The sequence below is a fragment of the Bacillus sp. TCT6 genome (assembly GCF_056033845.1).
The window spans coordinates 85,415-103,980 of the sequence record NZ_JBVYHX010000003.1; the positions used below are offsets into that span (position 1 = coordinate 85,415).

At 32.0% G+C, this 18,566-nt stretch carries 15 protein-coding genes and 6 pseudogenes; 7 read left to right on the top strand and 14 right to left on the bottom strand.

All coding sequences use genetic code 11. From position 1 onward, the window contains the following. Positions 1-210 precede the first annotated feature (210 nt). Positions 211-1,545 (top strand): annotated as a pseudogene (locus AC0ONG_RS29230) (IS3 family transposase). A 35-nt stretch (positions 1,546-1,580) separates the two neighbouring features. On the opposite strand, the pseudogene AC0ONG_RS29235 reads toward AC0ONG_RS29230, so the two are convergent. From AC0ONG_RS29235 to AC0ONG_RS29280, 10 genes and pseudogenes are all read right to left on the bottom strand, one after another. Beyond that, positions 1,581-1,658, bottom strand: a pseudogene (locus tag AC0ONG_RS29235) (IS6 family transposase); the annotation flags it as partial. 108 nt (positions 1,659-1,766) lie between these two features. After that, positions 1,767-2,222 carry a thioredoxin-dependent thiol peroxidase gene (gene bcp / locus AC0ONG_RS29240; protein WP_474205250.1) on the bottom strand — a complete coding sequence of 152 codons (456 nt, stop codon included), beginning with the start codon at positions 2,220-2,222 and terminating at the stop codon, positions 1,767-1,769. 267 nt (positions 2,223-2,489) lie between these two features. Further along, positions 2,490-2,969, bottom strand: a complete 480-nt coding sequence (locus AC0ONG_RS29245; RefSeq protein WP_474205252.1) for a GNAT family N-acetyltransferase — start codon at positions 2,967-2,969, stop codon at positions 2,490-2,492. Positions 2,970-3,157: 188 nt separating this feature from the next. After that, positions 3,158-4,357, bottom strand: a complete 1,200-nt coding sequence (locus tag AC0ONG_RS29250; protein WP_474205254.1) for an ATP-grasp domain-containing protein — start codon at positions 4,355-4,357, stop codon at positions 3,158-3,160. Between the two features lie 81 nt (positions 4,358-4,438). After that, the gene (locus AC0ONG_RS29255; RefSeq protein WP_474205256.1) at positions 4,439-5,563 is read right to left on the bottom strand and encodes an aminoacyl--tRNA ligase-related protein; all 1,125 of its coding nucleotides are present in this window, start codon (positions 5,561-5,563) and stop codon (positions 4,439-4,441) included. Positions 5,564-5,585: 22 nt separating this feature from the next. After that, the gene (locus AC0ONG_RS29260) at positions 5,586-6,710 is read right to left on the bottom strand and encodes an aminotransferase class V-fold PLP-dependent enzyme (RefSeq protein ID WP_474205258.1); all 1,125 of its coding nucleotides are present in this window, start codon (positions 6,708-6,710) and stop codon (positions 5,586-5,588) included. Next, the gene (locus tag AC0ONG_RS29265) at positions 6,655-7,263 is read right to left on the bottom strand and encodes a hypothetical protein (protein WP_474205260.1); all 609 of its coding nucleotides are present in this window, start codon (positions 7,261-7,263) and stop codon (positions 6,655-6,657) included. The genes AC0ONG_RS29260 and AC0ONG_RS29265 overlap by 56 nt, the downstream gene beginning before the upstream one ends. Before the next feature lie 493 nt (positions 7,264-7,756). After that, positions 7,757-8,563, bottom strand: a complete 807-nt coding sequence (locus AC0ONG_RS29270) for an acetoacetate decarboxylase family protein (RefSeq protein ID WP_474205262.1) — start codon at positions 8,561-8,563, stop codon at positions 7,757-7,759. 20 nt (positions 8,564-8,583) lie between these two features. Continuing rightward, positions 8,584-9,408 carry a phytanoyl-CoA dioxygenase family protein gene (locus AC0ONG_RS29275; protein WP_474205310.1) on the bottom strand — a complete coding sequence of 275 codons (825 nt, stop codon included), beginning with the start codon at positions 9,406-9,408 and terminating at the stop codon, positions 8,584-8,586. Between the two features lie 22 nt (positions 9,409-9,430). Further along, positions 9,431-10,537: a phosphopantetheine-binding protein gene (locus AC0ONG_RS29280; protein WP_474205264.1), complete on the bottom strand. Its 1,107-nt coding sequence runs from the start codon at positions 10,535-10,537 to the stop codon at positions 9,431-9,433. Between the two features lie 289 nt (positions 10,538-10,826). On the opposite strand from AC0ONG_RS29280, the gene AC0ONG_RS29285 reads away from it, so the two are divergent. The 4 genes from AC0ONG_RS29285 to AC0ONG_RS29300 all read left to right on the top strand — a co-directional run bounded on the left by AC0ONG_RS29285 (position 10,827) and on the right by AC0ONG_RS29300 (position 15,386). Next, the gene (locus AC0ONG_RS29285) at positions 10,827-11,783 is read left to right on the top strand and encodes an SDR family NAD(P)-dependent oxidoreductase (protein WP_474205266.1); all 957 of its coding nucleotides are present in this window, start codon (positions 10,827-10,829) and stop codon (positions 11,781-11,783) included. Between the two features lie 875 nt (positions 11,784-12,658). Further along, the gene (locus AC0ONG_RS29290) at positions 12,659-13,558 is read left to right on the top strand and encodes an NAD(P)-dependent oxidoreductase (protein ID WP_474205268.1); all 900 of its coding nucleotides are present in this window, start codon (positions 12,659-12,661) and stop codon (positions 13,556-13,558) included. After that, on the top strand, positions 13,555-14,697 hold the full coding sequence (locus AC0ONG_RS29295) for a hypothetical protein (protein WP_474205270.1): 1,143 nt from the start codon (positions 13,555-13,557) through the stop codon (positions 14,695-14,697). The genes AC0ONG_RS29290 and AC0ONG_RS29295 overlap by 4 nt, the downstream gene beginning before the upstream one ends. 92 nt (positions 14,698-14,789) lie before the next feature. Next, the gene (locus AC0ONG_RS29300; RefSeq protein WP_474205312.1) at positions 14,790-15,386 is read left to right on the top strand and encodes an LLM class flavin-dependent oxidoreductase; all 597 of its coding nucleotides are present in this window, start codon (positions 14,790-14,792) and stop codon (positions 15,384-15,386) included. Between the two features lie 136 nt (positions 15,387-15,522). On the opposite strand, the gene AC0ONG_RS29305 is transcribed toward AC0ONG_RS29300, so the two are convergent. Further along, on the bottom strand, positions 15,523-15,984 hold the full coding sequence (locus AC0ONG_RS29305) for a hypothetical protein (protein ID WP_000040564.1): 462 nt from the start codon (positions 15,982-15,984) through the stop codon (positions 15,523-15,525). After that, complete coding sequence (locus AC0ONG_RS29310; protein ID WP_000956453.1) at positions 15,984-16,178, bottom strand: helix-turn-helix transcriptional regulator; 195 nt, start codon at positions 16,176-16,178, stop codon at positions 15,984-15,986. The genes AC0ONG_RS29305 and AC0ONG_RS29310 overlap by 1 nt, the downstream gene beginning before the upstream one ends. Positions 16,179-16,378: 200 nt before the next feature. Here AC0ONG_RS29310 and AC0ONG_RS29315 point away from each other — a divergent pair. Then, positions 16,379-16,798 (top strand): annotated as a pseudogene (locus AC0ONG_RS29315) (transposase); the annotation flags it as partial. On the opposite strand, the pseudogene AC0ONG_RS29320 reads toward AC0ONG_RS29315, so the two are convergent. After that, positions 16,789-17,103 (bottom strand): annotated as a pseudogene (locus AC0ONG_RS29320) (DDE-type integrase/transposase/recombinase); the annotation flags it as partial. The pseudogenes AC0ONG_RS29315 and AC0ONG_RS29320 overlap by 10 nt on opposite strands. Then, a pseudogene (locus tag AC0ONG_RS29325) lies at positions 17,098-17,313 on the bottom strand (M9 family metallopeptidase N-terminal domain-containing protein); the annotation flags it as partial. The pseudogenes AC0ONG_RS29320 and AC0ONG_RS29325, both read right to left, overlap by 6 nt. Here AC0ONG_RS29325 and AC0ONG_RS29330 point away from each other — a divergent pair. Further along, a pseudogene (locus AC0ONG_RS29330) lies at positions 17,295-18,526 on the top strand (condensation domain-containing protein); the annotation flags it as partial. The pseudogenes AC0ONG_RS29325 and AC0ONG_RS29330 sit on opposite strands and share 19 nt — an antisense overlap. Positions 18,527-18,566: the final 40 nt, after the last annotated feature.

The following is an 18,566-nucleotide window of genomic DNA, read 5'->3' on the forward strand; positions in this document are numbered from 1 at the left end:
ATGCAGGTGGGTGCTTCCTTTAAACTTTCGAAATATAAATTCTTCAATTAATAAATCATACTCAAGTTGAATCTTCAGCCCCCCATTTATGGTTGAATCCCTATAATGAATAAAACCGAGTATATAGGAAGTAAGAGAAAAAGCTGCCTCCTTGTAGTGAAGTGCACCCCAATTGTTAGACACAGTCTAACAATTGGAGGTGCATTTTTTATGGATAAATTTTCTTCAAAAGAAAAAATCCAAGCGGTGAAACGATATTTAGATGGTACAGAAAGTGGAAAAACAATCGCTAAATCTATAGGAGTTAACCCTAGCTTACGTCTTGAGTGGATTAGACGGTATGAGTCTTCAGGTGAAAAGGCCTTTGAAAAGTGCTATACATTCTACCCAACCCAGTATAAACTAGATGTACTTTATTATATGAATGAACACGGGACATCTATTACAGAAACAGCGGCACTTTTCAATATTCCGTCTTATGAAACGCTTCGGAAATGGAAAATAGCGTATGAAACAAGAGGATTGGATACCCTACAATCAAAGAAAAAGGGGCGTCCAACCATGAAAGATAAAAAGACAAAATCAGTAGTTGAAGGATCCATCGAAGCCTTACAAGCGGAAAATGAGCGTTTACGTATGGAAAATGCATATTTAAAAAATTTGAATGCCTTAAGGAAAAATCACAAAACAAGACAAAGCGGAAGTAATCTATGAGTTAAGCATGAATTTCCTGTCAAAGAGTTACTTCAACTCGCAAACATTCCACGTAGTACGTACTATTACTGGATCAAACGGTTCAATCGTCCTGATTCAAATGCGGAGTTAAAAGAACGGATTCAAGCTATTTATGATGAACATGGTGGGTGTTATGGGTATCGTCGTATTCGCGATGAACTGATGAATCGTGAGCACAAAGGGAATCATAAAAAGGTGTATCGTCTTATGAAAGAATTAGGGGTAAAATGTCTGGTTCGTACAAAAAAATATCGCTCTTACAAAGGGACAGTTGGGAAAATTGCGCCGAATATTTTAAATCGCAACTTCCAATCTGAAAAACCAAATGAGAAGTGGGTTACAGATATTACGGAGTTTAAATTATTTGGGGAGAAGTTAAACCTATCACCAATGTTAGATTTATTTAATGGTGAAATTATTACATATACAATTGTTTCAAGGCCAACCTATTCCCTTGTTTCAACGATGTTGGACCAAGCCCTTGAACGTGTAATAGATCCAGACAAACTCCTCATTCATTCTGATCAAGGGTGGCACTATCAAATGAAACAATACCGTCATTTTCTTAAGCAATGTGGCATAACACAAAGTATGTCTCGCAAAGGAAACTGTTATGCCAATGCTGTTATTGAAAATTTTTTCGGTATTATGAAATCGGAATTTCTGTATCGAAAAGAATTTGAAAGTATAACACATTTCAAACAAGAATTAGCCAAGTATATAGACTACTATAATCATAAAAGAATTAAGGCAAAATTAAAGGGTATGAGCCCGGTACAATACCGGGCTCATACCCTAGAGGTTGCCTAATGAAACGACCTGTCTAACTTTCGGGGGTCACTTCACCACCTTACTGCTAATAAGATGAGTTTAAGCTGATAATGCTTCCATTTGAACAAACTTTCCTTTTCCATACTGATTATGCACCTTTTTTAGAGTCACACTATCAGTATATCCAAGATTAGGAGATTACTTGCAAGAGTCTTAGAACTTTGCACCAGAACCGAAATTCCTTCCTCACCCTTACACACTTATTTTAAATAGGAAAGAATATCCTCAACATGGCCGTTAAATTCTACTTCACGCCATTCTTTTATAACTTTACCATCTTTATTAATAAGGAATGTAGAACGCTCAATTCCCATATACTCTTTACCGGAGTTCTTCCTTAATTTCCAAACATTGTACTGTTCTGCTACCTTATGATCTTCATCTACTAAAAGTAAAAACGGAAGCTCATGCTTTTCGATAAACTTTATATGTGTGTCTATCAGATCTGGACTTACACCAAGAATAACTGTATCCTTTTCTCTAAATAGTCCATACGCATCACGGAAATCACATGCTTCTATTGTACACCCGGGCGTCATATCTTTTGGATAAAAATATAACACTACATTTTTACCTTGAAAATCAGATAAACGAACTTGTTCTCCGTTACTTCCTTCTAGTGTAAAATCCGGTGCCATTTCTCCTACCTCAATCATTTTTACCACTCCTTTTCTTTCCTTTTACTATAACCTTTTAAACTAATAACCTGAGCAGTTATTGCATCTTTAAATAATTTAATAACTTTTTATCTAAGTCATTGTTTCTTTTATTTAAATCATTACGTAATCTACTAAATCTCTGTAGCAACAAATAGTAACATTATTTATTTAAGTTATATTTTGCCCCATAACTATTTAAATTTTCTATTTTTTATGATTACATATTCATTCTAATTTTTTCTCATAATTAGAGCATCAAGATGACTAAATTTCTCTAGAGTATTTACAAAGGAGCGATTTATCGTTTTGGGAACCATTATTAATAGGATATTCTTTTATTTTCATGAAATTCTTTTCTTTTAAAAAAGAAATTCCTTTTAAATTTTCTTTAAACGTACTAATCAATTGTTTCGTAAAACCTTTATTTTGTTGAATTTCAGTCAAATGCTCTAATAAAGATGTTCCAATCCCTTTTCCGATTTGATTAGGCAGAACATAGAAAACAAGAATTTGCGCGGTAACACCTATCTCTCCTCCTGCGATTATACCAACCACTTCATTATCTTCAAGTGCTACATACCAACCATGGAAACCATGCCAATCCTCATCTGGCATTAGAATCCCAGAAGAAATCCGTTCATAATTGAATTGTTCTTTTATGGCATCCTCAATATATTTCTCTTCCTTGAAATTTGAATATGTAGCATGCCACCCTTCTGCACCAACTTTCGCAATTCCTTCCACATGGTTTATATTTGCCTTAATAATTTTATATTTATGTTTAACTTCTACAGAAATATTTTTCAGTGGTATTCACTCCGTATCACTAAAGCTTAATTTTTAAAAATTTAACTAAAGATAGATTAATTACGATGTTAACATCCATCTTGCATTACGATTTAGCATGTCGTATACTTCATTACATTCATTTTCTAGCACTCTACGACAAAAGTTAACTTATCAGAGGCACGTTGACTGCGTTCTAAAGCTTGCTGCTCCGATTGCCCTGAGCTGATGACATAAGAAGAACGCGTGAATGAACTTTGAATGCCTTTCATAATGCTTCCGGGTCTCCATACCCAAACATTTTCTATTCCCTCAGTGGTTTCTAATTCTTTAACTCCCTTAACTTCTACCAATGTTCCTCTCGTTTCTGGTGTATTAAACCAGATTGAAGCAAATTTTTCATGCTTAGCATTTATCACTTCATCTAAGACATTCTCTCCCAACGTCTGTCTTGCCCATAAGTCTAAAAGGTTGAGCCCAGATGTTATCTCAATAAGCTCTGGAATACAGTCGCCACCTAGACGAGCATGGCTTTCTATAACTCGAGGTCCCTCAGAAGTTAGAATTACTTCTGTGTGTGAACCACCATTTTGTACCCCAAATAATTCTAGAGCATTAAGAACAAGGTTCTTAATTGATATTTCCTGATTTTCGTCTAGCATTGCTGGTAAGACATGTCCCATTTCCACCATATGATTTAAATCTTTGAACTTTTTGGTAATGCAGACTATGTGATGTTTCCCATTCTCCGAGAACGCTTCAACACTAAATTCGTCACCTTCAAGAAACTCTTCTACGTACATATGTTTTGAATCTACTAAACTATTAAACCATTTTACTGCTGAACTCACATCTTCTTTACTATGGATTACTGATACACCCGTACTTGCCCAACCGTTCACAGGTTTTAAGATAACTGGATATCCATGTTGGTTAGCAAAATCTATTATGTCATTTTCACACTCTACAACTTGGAAAGCAGTATTATCTAATCCCCCTTCATGAAGTACTTTACGCATATAATACTTATCTCGAGTACATTCAATGGTTTTTCTATTATGGAATGGTAATCCGATTTTTCCAGCTATTTCACATGCTTTTTCTTGATTCATTTCATGATAAGCGCCAATGGCATGGAATGGATCCATTTCATGTATACATAAAGCAGATTTTACCCATTCCTCATCGCCTGCACCATCCGGTACTCCAATAATTCGATCAAAACAGGTCAAATCTTGTTTACCTACAGAACTTGCTTCTATAAGTAATGTCATTTTCACATTTTCATATTTTTTTAATTTTTGAGGAATAAACTTAAAACCTCCAACTACTAATATATGTTTCATCTTAAACTTCTCCCTTCTTTATCCCATTACTAAATATAATTTTTTCGAACTACATCTTTTTATCTTTTTCCTTTTCACTACTTATTTCAATTGCTCAATAACCTGTTTGGGCCAATGATTAGGATTTGTCCCAAATTGTGCTAAAAATGCCAACACCCAGCGTTCTAAACCAAAACCTACACATCCAGAAACAGTCTCATCTACATCTCTTACTCTGATATTAAACTCTTTTGAAAATACACTTCCATGTAAATTAAATGATGCTGTAGCTAAATATTTATCAGGGCTAATACCTAATTGCATTTCATATTTATACTTTTCGTGAATTTGTATCTTTTTGTATCTTTGCATTACAGGCACAACAAAAGGATCACAGGTTACACATAATTTGGCATCTAAATTTAATTTTTCAACAAAATCCTTTGTTTTTTTAATCACTTGCTCACGACAAGCAACAACATACTCCATACTTCCAAAAAAAACAATTTCCCTCACTGTATAATCCGCTAATCTTCCAATACCTCCCCAGTTATTCCGCCCTTCATTTCGAAACACATTTTGATTAAATGTGATGGTAACTGGATGAGGCAACTCTACATTTTCATAATCCATATAACAATGAAAGCAAGCAGCAGGTGATAGCACTAATTGAGGTTCATTAAAGGATTGACTTGCTTTTCCTTCAGAAATAATTTTGTTTAGCTTTAATAATTCATCCATATCTTCCTTTGGATGACAAACAAACATTTGATATTGAGGTGAAGAATTTAAATAACTAGTTCGCTTTAATATATCGATAGGTAAAAGTGTTGGATATTTGGGCTCCTCCGCCTGTAACTCTTTAGAAAATAAACTAAATGTTCTGTCAAAATATCGGAGAAGTTGCGCAGCCTCTTTCTTAAAAGCAATTAGTCCATTACCATAGTATTCAACTAAGTTATTATCAGGTAATAGATACTCATATTTTGTATCTCCATTTTGTTGATATAGGATAATATCTTCAGGCTCATTAGCTAAAAAATCATTAATAATTCTGTTTATCTTATTGGTAATTAAGAACTCATTAGATTCATTATTCAGAGTTATTTGAAGAAAATTCCCCTTACTCTCAATGGTAAGAATATCTTGCGAAGCAAAATTTATCATACGTATTAATTGTTCTTTTTTTAATAACATTTCTTCAGTAAGTTGAATTTGCATCTCCATTTTTTATTGCTCCCCTATACTATCAATTATTAAATATAGAACGTAATACCTGAAATAATCGGTCATAATTCTCTTCTGACAAGAAAGGTGGAACTGCAAAGCGAATTGCTTCCAATTCATCTATTGTACGGCATATGATCCCATTTTCAATTAGAAAATTAAATACTTCTAGATACCCTATTTCCGATAATTGGAATGTGATAATTCCATTTTGTTGAGGTGAAATAATTTTCACTTCAACAAAAGATTGAAGTATTTCTTGTACTCGTGCTGTATTTGCTAAGATACAAGAAAATTTCTCTAAAGGATTATATTGTTCAAGTGCTGTTATCATTCCATTTAGCAATGGTGCACTCTTAGTAGAAACTTCAAAACAACCAGCATCTTGCTTATATTCCCAGGTTTCATGACTTGTTATAGACATATACCCAGAAAATACAGGTTTAATAGAATTAATACGGTCTTTCTGTATATATAAACCACCCGTTCCGGAAGGACCATTTAGCCATTTACTGCATGTAAAAGCATAATAATGGCACCCTAAATCACTTAAATCGACAGGAATATGACCGAATGCTTGTGCTCCATCAATAATTATTTCAATTGGGTATTTCTTTAAGAGTGCACATATTTTTTTCACCGGTATTTCTAAGCCTGTATCATACAATATATGGCTTAAAAATAATGCTCGAGTTTTATTTGTAATTAACGATTGTAACTGTTGTATAAAAAGCTCTTCCTTAAAAATATTATGCTGATAGCATTCTTCAATTTGTAAAGTCTTTAACGTAACTCCTTTTGTATTAACAATATTTTTCCATGGTACAACACAAGAATAATGCTCTGAACTAGTAATAATAATTTCGTCATGGTATCGAAAATCTAACCCTTGTGACAAAATATTAATTCCTTCTGTTGTATTTTGAGTCAAAACAATTTCTTCAGGAAGTACATTCATTGAATGAGCTAACATTTGTCTAGATTTCTTCTGAATCTCACCCTTTATTTGTTGAATATAAGGTGAGCCTCCACCGTAATGGCTTTCCTCTTGAAATATCTTTTCAATAGAAAATATTACCTCTGAAGAATATTTACCCGATTGGGCTGAGTTCATATAAATGATTTCTTGATTTGATAACTGGTTCATTTACTTCCTCCAACTCCTGATTTTTATGGATATAGATTGCCCAAACCATACTTGGTTGAAATGTAGACAAAATTTCTAAGCATTCATATTGGCCAATTACGTCAACAGATCCTATACACATATCATACAGTCCTTTTGCAGTTAACCTCACTGCAGATGGCTTATTATTTGTATAGTGTACTTCAAGTCCGGGTGTGTAAATATTAGCAAATGTTTGAGTAGCGGGATGAATTATAATTGTTTTTGGTTCTTCACAATCCTTACGTTTTGCTATACACATCATTTTAGTTTTAGCATGAAAAGCATGAGTCAACTTCATCTTATCCATGTAACGAAAGTTAAGGTCTACCCATCCATCCTGAATTTGTCCATTTTTCCTTTCAACAAATCCACAACAGATCAAAGCAGCTAACTTATGTGTATGTGCATATTCCATTGACTGTTCAAAGCTTTCTTTAAAAATTACTTCATTACTCAAAGAAGAAGCGATGACAGATGCATCCGTCCCCATTGGTCCTAATGTAACAATAGGGAACTTGATTCCATTTAGCATATTTCCCACTCCTAATAAATTTTCATTTATAAAATCATTCAATAAAAACTTATAATCATAAAATGATATTTAGATATTTTAATGGGGATGTGGAATATATTCTATAAATTTCTTCTCCTGTGTAAAGCTCCTTAGATAAGGAAAATCTCTAGCTCATTTCAGGTAAAATCCAAATGTAAAATAAATATTTTTGACATTCTAATACAGCTTACTAATAAATGAATTATTAATCGATTTATTCTAAAATTTTATTGCTATAATTCTACCTGTATAAATCTCTCTGTGCTAAATCAAATATTCCCGTTATCTCAATTATCCTGTATAAAAAATAAGCTTAGAATTTTACACTATCTCTATGAAAGTTTTACAAGCTTCCATTTGTTCACTAGATCAATTATATATTCCAATAATTTGGAAATTTGCACATAATTCTTTATAGTCCCTTTTCCACATTATATCTGTACCCATAACTAACTTGGTTTTTACTTATAAATTACATGCTCATTTGCTTTTGGTAACGGTGTAGTACCTTACCGCCTAATAATTCAAACCCTTCGCTAAATATCCTTGCCTGTACTACTTTTTTCGGTTGTAATAATTGTAAGTACTCGTCAGTTTTATTTCCGTATATTGAAATTTCTCCATTCCCTTTCCAAATACTCTCTTTTCTTACATTACGTACTACAAGTTCTGACACCTCATGTACAAGTAACTGTGTTGGATCTTCAATATCCGGATAATGTCTAATTACAAACATGCTATTACCTGCATAAATATCTTCTGTTACTTCTTGTTCTAAAGTGATCCCCGCTTCAATGTGAAGTCCATTAAAAGATTCACAAATAGCCTTCATCTTTTTACCTGCTTCTTTTGAACCTATTAGTGGATTCAAATCATGAAACTTTGTCAAATGAATATTCCCTAATTTTTTACCAAAACCTTGAATAAAACCACGGAGTAATGAAAAATCCTTATCAACCCAAGATAGTGGAACAAACCATCCTTCTTGATCTTTAAATTTACAATGCATCTTGATAAGACATTCCCTATATTGAGTACGCTCTGGATTTGCATAAGCTAGTTCAGGATTACCCAATGAAGTCATATCTACAAATGTAACGCTTATTAACCCAGGTTGACTACTTAATTCAAATGGTTCTGGTAGAAATCTACAGAACATTTGTAAATCAACTTCAAAGCTAACTTCTAACGAGTCTCCGCCAAACCCCCATGGTGGTGCTTCTATCAATGTAGATGTTCCATTCGGAGAAAGCGGTAAAGTAAAACCTTGCATATTCATTTAAATCCCCCTTAGTATTTTTAACATTCTGCTCCACTCAGTTCATTAGTAAACATCCTAGAATATTCTTCACGAGATAATTTTGCTGCAGATTTAGAAACAAAATGTAACTGCATAGATCGACGTCGTTTATTAGATATATTTGGTGGCGTTGCATGTAATAATAAGCCGTGGAATAAAATAATAGAACCCGGTTTTAATGGAACAGCTATGGATTTTTCAACTTGAACATTATCATCACAAACCTGCCAATCACGAATAGTGTAGTGAGGTACACCTCCATCCATATGAGATCCAGGAATTATATGCATACACCCATTATCAAGTCCTGCCTCATCCAAAGCGATCCATGCCCCTAATAATGGTTTGTTAAATGCTGTTACTCCATAAGCCATATCTTGATGCCATGGTTTTTCCAGCCCATATTTAGGCGGTTTTAATAAGGCGATTGGATCGGTTAACAAAGCCTCTTCCCCCAATAATAATTCAACCACTCCTCTTAGTTTTTTACTCTCAGCTATTTTTCTTAATGGCTCACAATAGTCAATAAATCTAGAAAGTTTTCGAACAGCAAACTCAGGATTTTCTTCATTACAAATCTGATTCTCTGGAATATAGTACTGAATTTGAGGCCCCTTAATTTTTTTATATATAATATCCATGATTCCATCTAACCCGTCTTGGATTTCTTTCTCAGTTAAGAAGTTCTCAACTATTAAATATCCCTGTTGTTTATATTGTTTTACTGCCTGTTCTGTTATCTCATCTACTGATTTTAAGTCTGATGTAGCAATTGTATTGCCAAAAAGCTTTAAAGCTACTTCTTGTGATTCTTTTAAATTCATTTTCACTCTAAAATCCCCCTAATTACTTATCTAGATTAAGGTTGCTATTGCTATATTTCTTCTCGATTATCTTTATAATTTCATAAGCAATATTTTTATAATGATCCCGTCTATAATGTCCAATCGTATCAAGTAGATCATCTTGACTCTTTATATACTTATTTACATCTACTAGATACGTATCAGGCATGGAATGGACAGCTTCTTCGAGCCAAGAGTTCATATTTTTATGTCTTTCTGCACGATCTAATAAAAGTGTTTTTTTAATATCTGTATGACTACCATTCAAAAGTATAAGCATAGCATTAGGATTCATGTGTTTTCTAAGCCAATGCAACTGATTAATAAAATAGTCACGATCTACGCCACCAATAAATTCAAAATTTTCATAGAACGATGCCATTTTCTCATTATTAATTTTGCCGCGTCCTTCCCAATACTGATCTGAGATTTTCTGTTCAAAGTCTGCATGCCAATTTTCTATATCAGAAGAAGGGGAACTATAATCACCAAATGCAATTAATAAATCTTTGTCATACTTATTACGATAAAGTCCTGCATAATAATCATGTAACATACTAATGATTACTACGTCATAATTGGAATTAAATAATGCTGTATTAAATACCTTTTCATCATAAAAAGGGAAATTCTTTATTTGTTCTTGTTTTTGTTCCTCTGTCAAGATGAGAGAATTTTTTAGAATCTCTAAATGATCATTTCGAATAATTACTCCAGTAGGAGAAACATATGTCAATTCTGATTGAACACATAGATTCGTTCCTAAAGATAAAAATGGTTCTGTTCTCCTGAGATCACATCCACCTCGCAGTATACATTTAATCTTTTGATTACCGATATTAATAAAGGGTGCTGATAAATCCTTTTCATTTTCTTGATGTTCCTCTAGTTTACTTTCCAATAAACAACAAATATTATAGATAGTTTTAAAATTTATTTTTCGCAGATCATCATCAACAAATTGAATGTTATAAGTTATCTCTAATTGATACATCAAGTGCATTAAATTCAAAGAATCCATCCCTTGACTTTCTAAATCTTCATCGGAATCCACAGGTTTTTCAAGTACATTAGCAACAATTTCAAGAACCTCTTCTAATTTATCCATTTCTTCTCCTCTTCTCTCAAAGCTCAAGATTAGCACCCTATATCAAAAATAGTACCAATTTTGCTAAAAATGCATTAAATGCATTATATTGTAAATTTTAGAACTGTATTGAATTTTAAGAATAATCAAATGAAAAGTCAATAGTTAATTATTAATAAATTATCGAAAAATCACCAGGCCTTGCAGAAATATATTTACTAAAATAGGGCCTATATCAATTTTCAAGAAAATGTTGTAAAATAATTTATAGAATTTTTAATTATCGAAATATCTAGTGGAGGTAATGCAAATGAAAGAAACTATTTTGGTTACAGGAGGAGCCGGATTTATTGGCTCTCATATCTGTGAACGATATGTAAAAGAAGGACATAACGTTGTTATTATAGATAACCTATCTTCTGGAAGACATGAAAATATTGAAAGAATTCTAAAAAAAGAGGGTGTATACTTTTACCAATTAGATATTCTTGACAAAAAAAAGTTGAAAGAAGTATTCCAAAAGCATCGTCCTACAGTTATTAATCATCATGCAGCTCAAAAATCTGTTCCAGATTCTGTAGAAAACCCTACTAATGATTTAGAGATAAATTTAATGGGATTAATAAACTTAATTACTTTAGCTCAACAATTTCCAATACAAAATTTTATCTACGTTTCATCTGGTGGGGCTCTCTCTAAAGAAATAATAGGGAATGAAAAATCTGAAGAAACTGATATTCCACAATTAATATCCCCTTACGCTATTACAAAATTTGCCGGAGAACAATATATAAAGATTTATAGCGAATTATATAAATTTAATTTCTCTATACTGAGATATGCTAATGTTTATGGCCCAAGACAAATTGGTGATGGTGAATGTGGAGTTATTCCGATATTTGTTGATAATATTCTAAATCAAAAAGATTCTATTCTGATGACATATCCAGATATGCCAAGAGGATGTACAAGAGATTATGTATATATATCAGATATAGTAGAAGCGAATGTATTATGCTTGGAGAGAAAAGTGAATGATATTATTAATATAGCATCTGGAAATGAAATTGGAATTCTAGATATTTATTACACTATCCGAGAAGCTTTTAACTCCAATTTACCAATTCATGTTCGAGGGCCACGTCTCGGGGATGTGAAACGCTCTGTATTAAATAATAAAAAAGCAAAAGAGCTTATTGGATGGGAACCTCGGATAGACTTAAAAGAAGGAGCCCAATCCTTAAAAGATTATATTTTACATCCATAGTAAACATAATTGGTATTAGCTTACCATATGTATATCCTTCCTTATGGTAAACCAGAATAACGCTAAATAGCCTTTTTAAAGGCTATTTAGTTTTTTCTAAACCGCCAAAAGCGATCAGTGAAGTATCTTCGTCACAGCTTAAAAACACCCTGGCATACAACTCAAAATGATTTTTAAATATATGTCGATGTCTTAATTATGTTGGATTTACTATGAAAGAAAATTTCATAATAAATCTCAGATACCTTTTAATTGACATGCTGTTGAGTCATTATTATTATTTCTTTATTTTTTATGACATACTCTGAATTGCACGAAAAATATTTGCATTATTTAGAACTATCTATATAATGGTTGATATATTGATTAATATATATCATAATAAATAGTATTATACCAATTTCAAAAATTTTTCATTTTATCCTTATATTAACTTTATAAGAATCTGATTCAAATATAAAAATGGAGAATTATTCAATTTTATATTTTGAACATACTTTAGGTATCATCTATACAAATACTCTCTATATTTTAGTGCATTTAGAAAAAAATAATAATAAAATACCCTTGATAAGCTTGCTTATCAGATACAAAGTCTACACATCTATAGAAATAAATAATATAGATTTGCAAAATACCCTCTAACGTGAATCGTATAATTTATTTCTAGGAATTATTACTATTAACAACTTAGAATCATTATATTTTAATAATAACCCTACCGATTTAGCTAATACTAAAATATAATTTCTATTTTGCTTAATCTCAAATGATTTAATACGAATTTATCAAAATATAATAACATTAGAAAAATATTATCCACAAGTTATGTGAGTTTTATTTAAATCAGTCTATTAATCAAAGGAGAAAATATAATGTTAAAAAGCAAAATAGCCGTTTTAGGCACTGGTGTTATTGGTCGAGGAATAATAAAGAACTTACAAAAAAAAGGATATCATTTAAGTATTTACAATAGAACCTATGATAAAGTATACGATTTACCAAATGATCATACACAAGTTTTTAAAAATCACATTGATGCCATAAAGGATGCAGATATAATTTTATCATTCCTTTCAGATGATAAAGCAAATGCAGAAATATGGCTTGGTGAAAAAGGGGTAGTTTATCATATAAAAAAGGATACTTATTGTATAAATGGTTCTACTTTATCCGAAGAATTTATTGATAATTGGCAAAATAATATATATAAAGTAGGTGGAAAGCCATTAGTTATGCCGTTAACTGGGAGTAAATCAGGTGCAGATAGTGGTACATTAACATTATTTTTAGGAGGTAACAAAAAAGATATTGAGAATATTGAACATGTATATTCAGCTATTTCTTCTAAAACCTTTTATATAGGAACAAATTTAGAGGCTATGCGTTTTAAACTTGTCTATAATGCACTTGGGGGCTTAATATTATTGGCTTTTTCAGAAATATTGAATTTATCCCATGCTATTCCGATGAAAAAACATGACTTACTAGATATACTTTTGAAGGATAATGGTTGGGCCACTCGAGTTGCTAATAGTAAAGGAAAAAGGATGATATCTAACAATCACAATATGCCAGATTGTGTTCTATACAATATGATAAAGGACTGTGATTATGCTTTAAAAACATCAAAAACTTTTAATGGTTATACTCCTCTTTTAGAACAAGCTGTGAAAATATATAATCAAATGAATAATGATAAAGCACTTATTAAAGATATGTCATACATAGATAATTATTATGAAATTCATAACAAACATACGGAGGATTTATGAGTACATTAAATTACTGCGAAAATTCAGTATTCTTGAAAGAAGATGAAAAAAAAATACTGAATAAAAAATTGAACACCTTCTTTAAAGAGATTTCGGATGAACTCCAATATAGAAGATTAGATATTAATTTATATGTTGGAGGTTCACTAGCTAGAAAAGAACCTTCAATTACTTATGCAAATAACAGTTTAAAACTCCATTCAGATATCGACTTTATCTTGGTATATAAAAACTGCACCGAAATGGAATTAAAAGAATTTACTGATTGGGCTATAAACTATAACCCAGAAATGAATAGTACTTTTCAAGTACTACCATATAATAATTTGCCATATATAACTGGGTGTTTTGCTTACGATTTTCTAAAACTTGCTGAAAATCCTATTTTTCAATCTTTCGAGGTACAATTACCGACACCGAATCTGACAAAAAGATTTTTAATTGAAAATATTATTCATCAATTCTCAGGGTTTTTCCTTTATCCACACAATGAAAAAAATATTAATAAAGCTATTTTTAGAGCAGAACACAAATACCATAAAATAAAAGTGGTCTTAGAGTCTTTACGTTCACAGCTATTCCTATTAAATAACTTTGAAAATAATTATAAAAATATCTATGAACATCGAAATACTAGTCCATTAAACGAACTAATTGCTGAGCAATCATTATTAAATATTATCAAATCAAGAGAATATTACAATTCAAACGAACAATCTTTCTCATCTATTGACATTACTAATCTATTAGCATCATGTTTGAAAAACTTAATTGTAAAAGATGAAATATATATAGAAAATAATTTACAACTATTTAATGAGTTAAAACAATATGTCAGTCAAAGAGAAAATAATGTACTAGATGCTTTTTATTACAGTTCTATAAATTTAATAATAATATTAAATCTAAAAGATTATACCTATCTAGATGCATATATAGAATTATTTACTACACTTATCAAAGAATATGGTCAAAACAATCCTAAATACATGTCTCTGTATTCTCATACCAAAGTACGCGAATATATATTAAAAGATCAGACAAATGAATTATTCTCCTTGTTTAGGAAATTGCATGAAGAATATCATAGTCAACTAGCACAAAGGAATTCAGGGTACTTAAAGGAGATAAGCTTATGAATTTAATATAGTGGTTACCAACTCAAGGTGATGGGAAATATATTGGTACAACTAAAGGTAACAGAAATAATTCTTTAAATTATCATAAATAAATAGTAACTGCATTAGATATGCTTGGTTATGATAGTGTCCTAATTCCTACAGGTAGGTCATGTGAGGATCCATGGATTTTTGTCTCTTCCCTAGTGAATGAAACAAAAAAACTTAGATACTTGATTGCATTGCGTCCAAGTGTACAATCCCCTACCTTAGCAGGGCAGTTAGCATCCAGTTTTGACAGAATTAGTAATGGACGTTTAGAGTTGAATATTGTTACAGGAGGTGTTCCAGCAGAATTACATGCTGATGGAGTACATTTAGAACATTCTCAACGCTATAAATACACTGAAGAATTCCTGAAAATTTTTAATCCAATCATGGAAGGTAAGGAAATTGATTTCGAAGGTAATCATATTAATGTGGAAAATGCTAATATTTTATTTCCTTCACTTCAAAATCCACGGCCACCCATATTTTTCGGTGGCGCATCTGATGAGGCAATGGAGGTAGCAGTAAAGCATTCAGATGTATATCTTATGTGGGCTGAACCTCATGCCCATCAAGCTAAGGTTTTGGTGTCCCCCCACAACGATAAAAATAAGCTTGGTTGCCATAGAAAACATCACGTTTTCATTCTGAAAGCATTATAGAAGTTTAACCTAATGATTATATAGCAGGTACTGATTTTTAAAGAAAAAATGCAATCGGATTAATCGCTACATCAATAAAGATAATTCAAAAAACACCCTTCATTAATAACTAATGAAGGGTGTTTTGAATTAATCATTATAGTTCGTCTTCTTCAACTTTTTTACTATTATATTTACTATATCCATATATACATAAACCGAAAAATACTCCACCCATACTATTTATAGTAAGATCTCTCATGGTAATTGCTTCTCCAGAAGGTAAATATGTTAATAAAGTAAATACAACAAAGAAAATAAATCCTGAGAATATCGAGTTACGAACTAACATTTTATTATTTGATGTATAACGTATATATATTTTTTTGATTCGCATCATCATAACGATATAAAATGATGTTGTTAATAAAATAATTAAGGCTAGAATGCCAAGTGATGTAATTTCTTTGTTTAAAATCAAGTCATATAACATAGCTCCAAAACAGATGAAAAGAGCTAACATCCCAGCGTTTGCCATTATTTCGAAGGCTGTATTTTGTTCTCGTTCATCAACAGAAGTACCTCTACCAAAAAGATATAATTTTAGTAACTTAGACATTAATCTTCCTCCCAAAATAAATCATTTAATGTGACACCTAAACTTTTGCAAATCTCAATACATAATTTCAAAGATGGGTTGTATTCGCCTTTTTCTATTAGACCGATTGTCTGTCTACTTACATTTGTTAATTTTGCTAATTCCCCTTGTGTCATCCCTTTTTCAAGTCGAATTCGCTTTACTTTGGTAAGCATATTAGAAGCCTCCAATACATTTATTACCTTTGTAATATATATATTACATTCGTCATATATATATGTAAATACCTAGAAATTTTAACACCTTATATTTCCATGGATATTCCTATACAAATCAAATATATAAATTTGTATCTATAAAATGAAAAAAAAGCTATTCTTTTTGTAGAAATATACAGAAAGGATGGCGTTTTTGTATGGATTTATCGATTTCAGATGAACTAGAATTGTTTTCTAAAGAATTACAACGATATATGTCACCACATGTTTTAGAACAGTTAGCTAGAGAGATAGGATTTGTTCAACGAAAAAGTAAATACCGTGCTCAAGATTTAGTGGCTCTATGTGTTTGGTTAAGCCAAAATATAGCTCATACTCCATTGACACAATTATGTAGTCGCTTAGAAACGAATACAGGTATTTCTATGAGTCCAGAAGGACTCAATCAACGATTTAATTCTCAGGCTGTGCACTTTTCACAACAAATATTAACCTATTTACTTCACCAACAATTCTGTACATCTAGTAAGATTTCAACTTTATATACAAACTATTTTCGGAGTATTCGTGTATTGGATTCTACACATTTTCAGATTCCAGATAAATTTGCTTCTACTCCAGAAAGAATGGATGTAGCTGTATCAAAGCATTTGAGCCCTAGCATAGAACAGATTCGTTTCTTTATAAAACGATGGTCTTGCTCTACTATGTTATTTAAGTACTTTTGTTGTCTAAGTTGCATACCGTCAGGTATGCTTTTCTCTTTTTTCAACTGTTCAATTGCTATAGGATAAGCTGGATTCTTATCGACTGTTATGACACGAGGCTGCGAAACATGAAAAGACTGCACAGCTTTCTTGAAAAAGTGCTTTACAGCCTTCTGATCTCCTGTTTTACTTAGGAAAAAATCGATTGTGTTTGGATTTTTTGCAATTGCTTTTAATGCTGGTAAACATTTATCATGAAAGCTTCTCTCTTTTAGGTAACTTAATTCATTATTATAATATCCCACATAAAACGCAGAACGTAATATCTCAACAAATGTTTCAATTCCCTTTGAGTCCTCTTTCGTAAAAGCTCTTCCTCGTTGTCCTAATTCATTAATGATAACGTTCATGCGTTCTTTATTTTCCTATAGGTATATCAAAGGAAATGCTTGAACAATCAGTAAGGATAACGTTACAATTACAGCCAGTTTTGAACAGCCATTTTGTAGAAAGTGATATTCCTTACTGGGAGGAACATTCATCTAGTACTAAATCAACGACTTGTTTTTTTGCAGAAGGAAACGATTAAGAACTTGAAATAATGGCAATAGATTTTATTAAGGAACCTGGAGATTATATTCAGGGGCCAATGGTTCAAACAAAATTATTACAAGGTACTACAACAAATATTTTAGTTGTTAAATTATCACATCTTTGTTCATATGGCGCAGGAGTCAAGGAATATCTTAGTTTACTGGGATCAATATATACTCAACTTTCCCAGGGGCATTCTAAGGATCAAATTATAAAGGAATTTGGCACGGGGAATGGGAGTTTTCGCGATCAATCACCTGTTTTCAACTATGCTGGAATATCAGACGTAAAAAGTGCGTATCGCCCTAGCCAAGAACAACAAGCATCTTTATGGCCTTTTCCATGTCAACCGAACGAAATTGCATACCCCAAAATGTCCATACGGCGGTTGAGCCATGAGCAAACTCTACGTCTAACCCAATGGACAAAAGTAAAACAGGCCACCTTGAATGATGTCATTATGGCGGCATACTTCCGATTTTTATCACATTTCACTGTGTATGCAGAACCTCGCACTGCAGAAAAAATGATTGGTTTAACAATTGATTTACGCCGATATCTTCCCAATCATACAACTGGTGCTATTTGCAATTTATCCGGTATGGAAATGCCAGTGATTAAAACGGAAGATAATGAATCATTTAATCAGACCCTAGTTCGAATCAAACAATCAATGGATAAAATAAAATTTCAAAATCCAGGTCTCTCTTCAGCCGCAGGAATGGAATTACTAGCACCTCTAAAGCTATCTGAGGTGAAAGAAATGTATAAAAAACAATACGAACAGGCTTTACAAATAGGGATGGCATTGCTATTACTTACAAACTTAGGGGTGATAGCAGATGAACCTATTAAGTTTGTGAAGTTCTAGCCGATGACGGGTATATGACATCACCTATTATGTATTCCCCATTCTTTACAATGGGGATAAGCTCTTATAATGGAAGACTTACATTTACGATTGGTTATAATACGCCGGATACATCAAAAGAAAAAGTAGAGCAATTTTTAGAAAGTGTAGTCAGTCAACTAACATACTTGTAAATGGAGTCTTTTGGTTTGTTGCTAAACCAAAGTATGAGCA

Coding starts and splice junctions, on each gene's coding strand:
- AC0ONG_RS29275 (WP_474205310.1), bottom strand. CDS start 9,408: ATGAATTTAAAAGAATCACAAGAAGTAGCTTTAAAGCTTTTTGGCAAT.
- bcp (WP_474205250.1), bottom strand. CDS start 2,222: ATGATTGAGGTAGGAGAAATGGCACCGGATTTTACACTAGAAGGAAGT.
- AC0ONG_RS29250 (WP_474205254.1), bottom strand. CDS start 4,357: ATGAAACATATATTAGTAGTTGGAGGTTTTAAGTTTATTCCTCAAAAA.
- AC0ONG_RS29290 (WP_474205268.1), top strand. CDS start 12,659: ATGTTAAAAAGCAAAATAGCCGTTTTAGGCACTGGTGTTATTGGTCGA.
- AC0ONG_RS29260 (WP_474205258.1), bottom strand. CDS start 6,710: ATGAACCAGTTATCAAATCAAGAAATCATTTATATGAACTCAGCCCAA.
- AC0ONG_RS29305 (WP_000040564.1), bottom strand. CDS start 15,984: ATGTCTAAGTTACTAAAATTATATCTTTTTGGTAGAGGTACTTCTGTT.
- AC0ONG_RS29270 (WP_474205262.1), bottom strand. CDS start 8,563: ATGAATATGCAAGGTTTTACTTTACCGCTTTCTCCGAATGGAACATCT.
- AC0ONG_RS29280 (WP_474205264.1), bottom strand. CDS start 10,537: ATGGATAAATTAGAAGAGGTTCTTGAAATTGTTGCTAATGTACTTGAA.
- AC0ONG_RS29255 (WP_474205256.1), bottom strand. CDS start 5,563: ATGGAGATGCAAATTCAACTTACTGAAGAAATGTTATTAAAAAAAGAA.
- AC0ONG_RS29295 (WP_474205270.1), top strand. CDS start 13,555: ATGAGTACATTAAATTACTGCGAAAATTCAGTATTCTTGAAAGAAGAT.
- AC0ONG_RS29285 (WP_474205266.1), top strand. CDS start 10,827: ATGAAAGAAACTATTTTGGTTACAGGAGGAGCCGGATTTATTGGCTCT.
- AC0ONG_RS29310 (WP_000956453.1), bottom strand. CDS start 16,178: ATGCTTACCAAAGTAAAGCGAATTCGACTTGAAAAAGGGATGACACAA.
- AC0ONG_RS29265 (WP_474205260.1), bottom strand. CDS start 7,263: ATGCTAAATGGAATCAAGTTCCCTATTGTTACATTAGGACCAATGGGG.